The organism is Micromonospora sp. KC721, from assembly GCF_004348355.1.
In the GTDB taxonomy this organism is placed as follows: domain Bacteria; phylum Actinomycetota; class Actinomycetes; order Mycobacteriales; family Micromonosporaceae; genus Micromonospora.
Window position 1 is genome coordinate 1 of the sequence record NZ_SMJY01000236.1, and the last position, 8,480, is coordinate 8,480.

Here is an 8,480-nt window from a genome sequence, read left to right on the forward strand (position 1 = left end):
GAGCTGTGTCACTGTGGGGGGTCGGGGAGGGAATGCTACTGGCAGGTAACATTGCGGCCGTGGGTAAGTGCACCACAGCCCGCGGTTGACCGGGCGTCAACGGACGCGCGAGGCTGCGCCCGTGACCGGGCGAGCAGTCGCCACATCAACAGGAGGGTCGTCGAAACGCGATGAACATCGTCGTACTCGTCAAGCAGGTGCCCGATTCGGGCGCGGACCGCAACCTGCGTTCTGACGACAACACCGTCGACCGCGGTTCGGCGAACAACGTCATCAACGAGATGGACGAGTACGCCATCGAAGAGGCGTTGAAGATCAAGGAGGCGCACGGCGGCGAGGTCACCATCCTGACCATGGGTCCGGACCGGGCGACCGAGTCGATCCGCAAGGCGCTCTCCATGGGCCCGGACAAGGCCGTGCACGTGGTGGACGACGCTTTGCACGGTTCCTGCGCCGTGGCCACCTCCAAGGTGCTCGCCGCCGCCCTCGGGCAGCTCAACGCCGACCTGGTGCTCTGTGGCGCCGAGTCGACCGACGGCCGGGTCCAGGTCATGCCGCACATGCTCGCCGAGCGCCTCGGCGTCGCCGCGCTGACCGGCGCGCGCAAGCTCACCGTCGACGGCGCCACGCTGACCGTCGAGCGGCAGACCGAGGAGGGCTACGAGGTGGTCACCGCCTCGGCCCCGGCCGTGGTCTCCGTCTGGGACACCATCAACGAGCCGCGCTACCCGTCCTTCAAGGGCATCATGGCCGCCAAGAAGAAGCCGGTGCAGACGCTCTCCCTGGCCGACCTCGGCGTCGCGCCGACCGAGGTGGGCTTCGACGGTGCGACCAGCGCCGTACTGGAGCACACCAAGCGCCCGCCGCGCTCCGGCGGCGCGAAGATCACCGACGAGGGCGAGGGCGGCGTCAAGCTGGTCGAGTTCCTCGCCACCGAGAAGTTCGTGTGAGAGGTCTGGACATGTCTGAGGTTCTCGTCGTCGTCGAAGCCACCCGGGAGTTCGGCGTCAAGAAGGTCACCCTGGAGATGCTCACCCTCGCCCGCGAGCTGGGCACCCCCGCCGCGGTGGTGCTCGGTGGCGCCGGCGCCGCCGAGGCGCTCAGCGCCAGGCTGGGCGAGTACGGCGCGCAGAAGATCTACGCCGCCGAGGGCGAGGAGATCGACGGCTATCTGGTGGCGCCCAAGGCGACCGTCGTGGCCGAACTGGTCAAGCGGGTGCAGCCGGCCGCCGTGCTGCTCGCCTCGTCCCAGGAGGGCAAGGAGATCGCCGCCCGCCTGGCCGTCAAGCTGGACAACGGCATCCTGACCGACGTGGTCGGGTTGGACGCCGACGGCACCGCGACCCAGGTCGCCTTCGCCGGCTCCACCATCGTCAAGTCCAAGGTCACCAGGGGGCTGCCGCTGGTCACCGTACGGCCCAACTCGGTCACCCCGGCCCCGTCTCCGGCCAGCCCGGCCGTCGAGCAGCTCACCGTGTCGGTCACCGACGCCGACAAGCTGGCCAGGGTCGTCGACCGGGTCGCCGAGCAGAAGGGCTCCCGCCCCGAGCTCACCGAGGCCGGCGTGGTCGTCTCCGGTGGCCGCGGTGTCGGCAACGCCGACAACTTCAAGTTGGTCGAGGAACTGGCCGACCTGCTCGGCGGTGCCGTCGGCGCCTCCCGCGCCGCGGTCGACTCCGGCTTCTACCCGCACCAGTTCCAGGTCGGTCAGACCGGTAAGACCGTCTCCCCGCAGCTCTACGTCGCGCTGGGCATCTCCGGTGCGATCCAGCACCGGGCCGGCATGCAGACCTCGAAGACCATCGTCGCCGTGAACAAGGACGGCGAGGCCCCGATCTTCGAGCTGGCCGACTTCGGCGTGGTGGGCGACCTGTTCAAGGTCGTACCGCAGGCCGCGGAGGAGATCCGCAAGCGCAAGTGAGCTGACCACCAGCCCCGACGAGGGCCGGGAACCGCCAGTCGGTTCCCGGCCCTCGTCGTCCGCCGGCCCGTCAATCAGACCGGAACGGTCCATCCCCTCCCGCCGAGCTGCGACGATGGCGAAGCACCCCTGCGCACCCCCGGATCGATGTCGGAACAAGGAGCGCGCCATGCCGGCCAGGCCCCCCGGAGGCGGTCATCACGCGTTGGCCGTGCACGAGGTCGTGCTGCTGTTGGAGACCGACACCATCCGTGGGTTGACCGACGACGAGGCCGCCGCCCGGCTGGCCCGGTTCGGACCGAACGTGCTGCCCGCGACGGCGCGTGGTGGCCCGCTGCGCCGGCTGCTCCGGCAGTTCCAGAACCCGTTGGTGTACATCCTGGTGGCGGCCGGCCTGGTCACTCTGCTGCTCGCCGAGTACGTCGACGCCGCGGTGATCTTCGGGGTGGTGGTGGTCAACGCCGCCGTCGGCTTCCTGCAGGAGTCCAAGGCCGAGGCGGCGCTGGACGCGCTGCGGGCGATGGTGCGAACCGAGGCGCGGGTGGTGCGGGGCGGCCGGCAGCGTCCGGTGCCCTCCGACGAGATCGTCCCCGGCGATCTGGTGCTGGTTGAGGCGGGTGAGAAGGTTCCCGCGGACCTGCGCCTGGCCCGCGCCGACGAACTGCGCGTGGACGAGTCGGCACTGACCGGAGAATCCCTGCCGGTACGCAAGGACGAGGTCGTCGTGCCGGATGAGGCGCCGGTGGCCGACCGGCGCAATGTGCTCTACTCGGGCACCCTGCTCACCGGCGGGTCCGGGGCGGGCATCGCGGTGGCGACCGGGGCGGAGACCGAACTGGGTCGCATCCACCGCCTGGTCGGCGGCGCACAGGTCCTCGACACGCCGCTGACGGCGAAGCTGGCCCGCTTCAGTCGGGTGCTCACCGTGGCGATCCTGGTGCTCGCGGCGCTCACCTTCGGCGTCGGGCTCGTCCGTGGGGAACAGGCGGGGCAGACCTTCACCGCGGCGGTGGCCCTGGCGGTGGGGGCGATACCGGAGGGCCTGCCGGCGGCGGTGACCATCACGCTGGCGATCGGGGTGGCGCGGATGGCCCGTCGCCGGGCGGTGATCCGGCGGCTGCCGGCGGTGGAGACGCTGGGTAGCACGACGGTGATCTGCACCGACAAGACCGGCACCCTGACCGAGAACCAGATGACCGTGCAGGCGATCTGGACCGTCGGCGGCCGGTACGAGGTCAGCGGCGGCGGTTACACCCCGGTCGGGGAGATCAGCGACCCGGACGGGGGGCCGGCCCGTACCGGGGAGGACGGCCCGCTGCGCTGGTCGCTGCTGGCTGGCGTGGCCTGCAACGACGCCCGCCTCGAGGAGCGGGAGGGTCGATGGAGCGTACTCGGCGACCCGACCGAGGGGGCGATGCTGGTGGTGGGCGCCAAGGTCGGGCTGCGTGCGGAGCAGGTGGCCGAGGCGCTGCCCCGGTTGGCGGAGATCCCGTTCAGCTCGGAGCGGCAGTTCATGGCGACCCTGCACCACGGGCGCGACGGCGGGCGGGTGGTGCTCGTCAAGGGCGCGGTGGAGCGGGTGGTCGAGTGGTGCGGCGCGGCGCTCGACGCCGACGGCGGCACGGTCGCGCTGGACCGCTCCGCCGTGCTGACCGCTGCGGGGGAGTTGGCCGGCGAAGGGCTTCGGGTGCTGGCCACCGCGCTGCGTCGCGTCGACGGCGACGAGGAGCTGACGGAGGAGAAGCTCCCCGGCAATCTGGTCTTCACCGGGTTGCAGGCGATGCTCGACCCGCCCCGGGCCGCCGCCGAGGCGATCGAGTCGTGCCGGCGGGCCGGCATCGCGGTGAAGATGATCACCGGGGACCACCGGGCCACCGCGAGCGCCATCGCCGTACGCCTGGGTTTGCTGGCCGGCGAGCCGGGGCCGGGCGACGTGCTCAGCGGCGTGGACCTGGCGGCGTTGTCCGACGCGGACCGTCCGGCCGCGGTGGCCCGCGCCTCGGTGTTCGCCCGGGTGTCTCCCGAGCAGAAGCTGCGGCTGGTGGAGGCGTTGCAGGCCGAGGGGCAGGTGGTGGCGATGACCGGCGACGGTGTCAACGACGCCCCGGCGCTGCGGCAGGCCGACATCGGGGTGGCGATGGGACGCAGCGGCACAGAGGTGGCGAAGGAGGCTTCCGACATGGTGCTCACCGACGACGACTTCGCCACCATCGAGTCGGCCGTGGAGGAGGGCCGCGGCGTCTTCGCCAACCTGACCAAGTTCATCACCTGGACGTTGCCCACCAACACCGGGGAGGGACTGGTCATCCTGGTCGCGGTCATGTTCGGTGCGGTGTTGCCGATCCTGCCCAGTCAGATCCTCTGGATCAACATGACGACCGCGGTGCTGCTGGGCCTGACGCTCGCCTTCGAGCCGAAGGAACCACGGATCATGGACCGTCCGCCCCGGGATCCGGCCCAGCCGCTGCTCACCACGGCTCTGGTGGTGCGCATCCTGTTGGTCTCCGCCCTGCTCGTGGCGGGCACCTGGTGGCTGTTCGAGTGGGAACTGGCCGCCGGGGCGGAGCTGGCGCAGGCCCGCACGACGGCGGTGAACCTGTTCGTCACGGTGCAGACGTTCTACCTGTTCAGCTGCCGGTCGCTGAGCCGCTCGCCGTGGCGGCTGGGGCTGTTGCGCAATCGCTGGCTCATCGGCGGGGTACTGGCGCAGGCCCTCGCCCAGGCGGCGCTGACCTATCTTCCGGTGCTGAACACGCTGTTCCGGACGGCCCCGATCGGGGTCGACGCGTGGCTGCGCATCGTGGCCGTCGCGGTGGCGGTCTCCGCCGTGGTGGCATTGGACAAGCGGTTCGGCCGCCGGCTCGGTTGACCACCCGGGCGGCGGGCGTGGTCCGGCATCCGGCCCGGCGGTTCGTGGCCGTTACGCTGAACGGCGATGGCATACCTGGATCATGCGGCGACGACCCCGATGCTCGACGAGGCGTTGGCGGCGTACGTCGCCACGGCCCGTGAGGTCGGCAACGCGTCGTCACTGCACGCGGCGGGCCGGCGGGCGCGGCGGCGGGTGGAGGAGTCCCGCGAGCGGATCGCCGCCGCGTTGGGTGCCCGCCCCTCCGAGGTGGTGTTCACCGGGGGCGGCACCGAGAGCGACAACCTGGCGGTGAAGGGCATGTTCTGGGCCCGCCGCGACGTGGTGCCGGGGCGCTCCCGGGTCGTCTCCAGTGCGGTGGAACACCACGCCGTGCTCGACGCGGTGGACTGGCTCGCCGCCCATGAGGGCGCCGAGGTCGGCTGGCTGCCGGTCGACGGCGCCGGGCGGCTCGATCCGGACCGGCTCCGGGATGAGCTCGCCGCGCACGGCGACCGGGTCGCCCTGGTGACCGCCATGTGGGCCAACAACGAGGTGGGTACGGTCCAGCCGGTGGCCGAGTTGGCCGCGGTGGCGGCCGAGCACCGGGTGCCGTTCCACACCGACGCCATCCAGGCTGTCGGCCAGGTGCCGGTCGACTTCGCCGCCAGCGGCGTCTCGGCCCTGACCGTCACCGGCCACAAGCTCGGCGGACCGACCGGGGTCGGCGCGCTGCTGCTGGCCCGCGACGTGCCGGCCACCCCGTTGCTGCACGGCGGCGGGCAGGAACGGGACGTCCGCTCGGGCACCCTCGACACCGCCGGCATCGTCGCCTTCGCCGTCGCCGTGGAGGCCGCGGTCAAGGGCCAGCTGGAGTACGCGGCCCGGGTCGCCGCGCTCCGCGACGACCTGGTCCGGCGGGTGCGGGAGGCGGTGCCGGAGGTGATCTTCAACGGCGATCCGAGCGACCGGCTGCCGGGCAACGCGCACTTCTCCTTTCCCGGCTGCGAGGGGGACGCCCTGCTGCTCCTGCTCGATGCCCAGGGCATCGCCTGTTCGACCGGCTCGGCCTGCTCGGCGGGGGTGGCGCAGCCGTCGCACGTGCTGATCGCGATGGGCGCGGACCACGACCGGGCCCGCTCCTCGCTGCGCTTCACCCTCGGCCACACCAGCACCGCCGCCGAGGTCGACGCCCTCATCGCGGCCCTGCCGACCGCTGTCGAGCGGGCCCGCCGCGCCGCCGCCCTCCGCGGACCCCGCTGACCACCCGGACGGTACGGCGGGTGGGGCGGGCTAGGCTCGAACGGTGAAGGGGGTGTGTCGGTGAGGGTTCTGGCGGCCATGTCGGGCGGGGTGGACTCCGCCGTGGCGGCGGCGCGGGCGGTGGAGGCCGGGTACGACGTGACCGGGGTGCACCTGGCGCTGGCCCGCAATCCGCAGACGTACCGCACCGGGGCGCGCGGCTGCTGCACCCTGGAGGATTCCCGCGACGCGCGACGCGCCGCCGACGTGATTGGCATCCCGTTCTACGTGTGGGACATGGCCGAACGGTTCCACGCCGACGTGGTGGACGACTTCGTCGCCGAGTACGCGGCCGGCCGTACCCCGAACCCGTGCCTGCGCTGCAACGAGAAGATCAAGTTCGCGGCGGTGCTGGACCGGGCCGTGGCCCTGGGCTTCGACGCGGTGGTCACCGGCCACCATGCCCGGCTCGGCCCCGACGGTCTGCTGCGCCGCAGCGTCGACCTCGCCAAGGACCAGTCGTACGTACTGGCCGTGTTGACCCGCGAGCAGCTCGACCGGTCGATCTTTCCGCTCGGTGACGCCACCAAGGCGCAGGTGCGCGACGAGGCCGCCCGGCGCGGGCTGGCCGTGGCCGACAAGCCGGACTCGCACGACATCTGCTTCATCGCCGACGGCGACACCCGGGGCTTCCTCGCCGAGCGGCTGGGCGAGGCGCCCGGCGACGTGGTGGACGCCCTCACCGGCACGGTTGTCGGCAGCCACCGCGGCGCGTACCAGTACACCGTCGGCCAGCGGCGCGGCCTGCACCTGGACCGGCCCGCCCCGGACGGCCGCCCCCGCTATGTGCTCTCGATCACCCCGACGACGAACACCGTGACGGTCGGCCCCGCCGAGGCGCTGGAGGTCTCCCAAGTGCGGGCGACCCGTCCGGTCTGGACCGGCGGCTCGCGCCCCACCGCTCCGATCGAGTGCGAGGTGCAGCTACGCGCCCACGGCGACGTGGTCCCGGCCGCCGTGACGCTGGAGGCGGACACCCTCCGCGCCGAGCTGCGCCGCCCGGTTCGCGGAGTCGCCGCCGGCCAGGCGATCGTCGCGTACCGGCCGGACCCCGCCGGGGACGTGGTGCTCGGCTCGGCCACCATCACCGGCTGACCCGAGCGGATACCCTTCAGCCGTGACTGATCAACCCTGGCCCTGGCCCGCCGGCGCCGCCACCGGGATCGGCTCGCTGCCCGGCACCGACATCGCCGAGGCGCAGCGGATCGTCTTCGGTGAGCTGCCCGCCCTGCCCCACCTGCCGGAACTGCCGGCCCGGGGTCCCGGCGCCGACCTGATCGGTCGGAGCGCGGGGCTGCTGGTCGAGTTGCCGGTGGAGCTGTACGCGGCGCGCTGGCGGATCGCCTCCCGGCCGGGGCGCGACCTGCGTCGAGCCCGTGACCTGATGGAACGCGACCTCGACCAGCTCGCCGAGCAGGCCGAGACGTACGACGGGCCGGTGAAGGTCCAGGCCGGCGGGCCGTTCACCCTCGCCGCCGCGCTGGAGCTGCCGCTCGGTGGACGGATGCTGGGCGACCCCGGAGCCGTACGCGACCTGGCCGGTTCGCTCGCCGAAGGGCTGCGCCGGCACGTCGAGGCGGTGGCCCGCCGGCTGCCCCGGGCGACGGTGCTGCTCCAACTGGACGAGCCGACCCTGCCGGCGGTGCTCGCCGGCCGGGTGCCCACCGAGAGCGGCTTCGGCACCCACCGTGCGGTCGGGTCCGAGGTGGCCCGCGGGCTGCTGCGCGACGTCGTCGAGGCGGCCGGAGTGCCGACCGTGGTGCACTGCTGCGCCCCGGACGTGCCGCTGGAGTTGATCCGTTCCGCCGGTGCGGTGGGGATCGCGCTGGACATCGCCCTGGTCACCGACCTCGACCCGCTCGGTGAGGCGATCGATGCCGGGCTCGGGCTGCTGGCCGGGGCCGCACCCGCGGTGGCGCCGCCGGCCGGCCGCGCGCCGACCTCGGCCCAGGTCGCCGACCGGGTACGCACGCTCTGGGACCGCCTCGGCTTCCCTGCTCGGCGGCTCGCCGAGCAGGTGGTGGTCACCCCCGCCTGCGGCCTCGCCGGGGCCACCCCGGGGTACGCCCGGACGGTCCTGGCCGCCTGCCGGGACGCCGGCCGGCGACTGTCCGAGGAGTGACCCGGGCCTGACCACGTGCCCGGATGGAGGCTCGATCAACGCAGCGGATCGCCCGCCAGCGCGGCGGCGCCGAGGCACGCCAGCACGGTGGCGGGCAGCAACCACCACCGGATGTCGGGCCGGCGGATCCGGCGCCAGCCGAGCACCAGGCTGACGGTGGCCCCGGCCAGCGCCGCCAGCAGCGCCCACCACAGCGCGACGGCATGCTCCGGCGCCGGTGCCATGTCCGGGGGGCGGGACGCGCCGGCGGGGGTGGCGTAAGGGGTGAACCAGGCGAGCAGGTAGGC

Annotated in this window: 7 protein-coding genes; 6 read left to right on the forward strand and 1 reads right to left on the reverse strand. The window is 73.2% G+C overall.

Going from position 1 to position 8,480, the window contains the following annotated elements; genetic code table 11:
- The first annotated feature begins 170 nt into the window (after window positions 1–170).
- The 6 genes from E1182_RS27050 (at window position 171) to E1182_RS27075 (ending at window position 8,193) form a co-directional block, all read left to right on the forward strand.
- A complete protein-coding gene (locus E1182_RS27050; RefSeq protein WP_132270491.1) occupies window positions 171–950 on the forward strand; it encodes an electron transfer flavoprotein subunit beta/FixA family protein in 780 nt (259 codons plus the stop codon).
- Window positions 951–961: 11 nt separating this feature from the next.
- Window positions 962–1,921 carry an electron transfer flavoprotein subunit alpha/FixB family protein gene (locus E1182_RS27055; protein WP_132270494.1) on the forward strand — a complete coding sequence of 320 codons (960 nt, stop codon included), beginning with the start codon at window positions 962–964 and terminating at the stop codon, window positions 1,919–1,921.
- A 169-nt stretch (window positions 1,922–2,090) separates the two neighbouring features.
- Entirely contained in the window at window positions 2,091–4,790 is a 2,700-nt protein-coding gene (locus E1182_RS27060; protein ID WP_132270497.1) for an HAD-IC family P-type ATPase, read from the forward strand.
- A gap of 66 nt (window positions 4,791–4,856) precedes the next feature.
- Window positions 4,857–6,032 (forward strand): cysteine desulfurase family protein, encoded by a 1,176-nt coding sequence (locus tag E1182_RS27065; protein WP_132270499.1) that lies wholly within the window; start codon window positions 4,857–4,859, stop codon window positions 6,030–6,032.
- 60 nt (window positions 6,033–6,092) lie between these two features.
- A complete protein-coding gene (gene mnmA / locus E1182_RS27070; protein WP_132270501.1) occupies window positions 6,093–7,166 on the forward strand; it encodes a tRNA 2-thiouridine(34) synthase MnmA in 1,074 nt (357 codons plus the stop codon).
- Between the two features lie 22 nt (window positions 7,167–7,188).
- Complete coding sequence (locus tag E1182_RS27075) at window positions 7,189–8,193, forward strand: methionine synthase (protein ID WP_132270503.1); 1,005 nt, start codon at window positions 7,189–7,191, stop codon at window positions 8,191–8,193.
- 35 nt (window positions 8,194–8,228) lie between these two features.
- Here the strand turns inward: E1182_RS27075 and E1182_RS31325 are convergent.
- Window positions 8,229–8,480, reverse strand: a 252-nt coding sequence (locus tag E1182_RS31325; protein ID WP_165942729.1) for a hypothetical protein, incomplete at its 5' end; no start/stop codon positions are given.

Excerpts from the sequence above, each read along its gene's own strand:
- E1182_RS27065 (WP_132270499.1), top strand. The coding sequence starts at position 4,857 with ATGGCATACCTGGATCATGCGGCGACGACCCCGATGCTCGACGAGGCG.
- E1182_RS27055 (WP_132270494.1), top strand. The coding sequence starts at position 962 with ATGTCTGAGGTTCTCGTCGTCGTCGAAGCCACCCGGGAGTTCGGCGTC.
- E1182_RS27060 (WP_132270497.1), top strand. The coding sequence starts at position 2,091 with ATGCCGGCCAGGCCCCCCGGAGGCGGTCATCACGCGTTGGCCGTGCAC.
- E1182_RS27050 (WP_132270491.1), top strand. The coding sequence starts at position 171 with ATGAACATCGTCGTACTCGTCAAGCAGGTGCCCGATTCGGGCGCGGAC.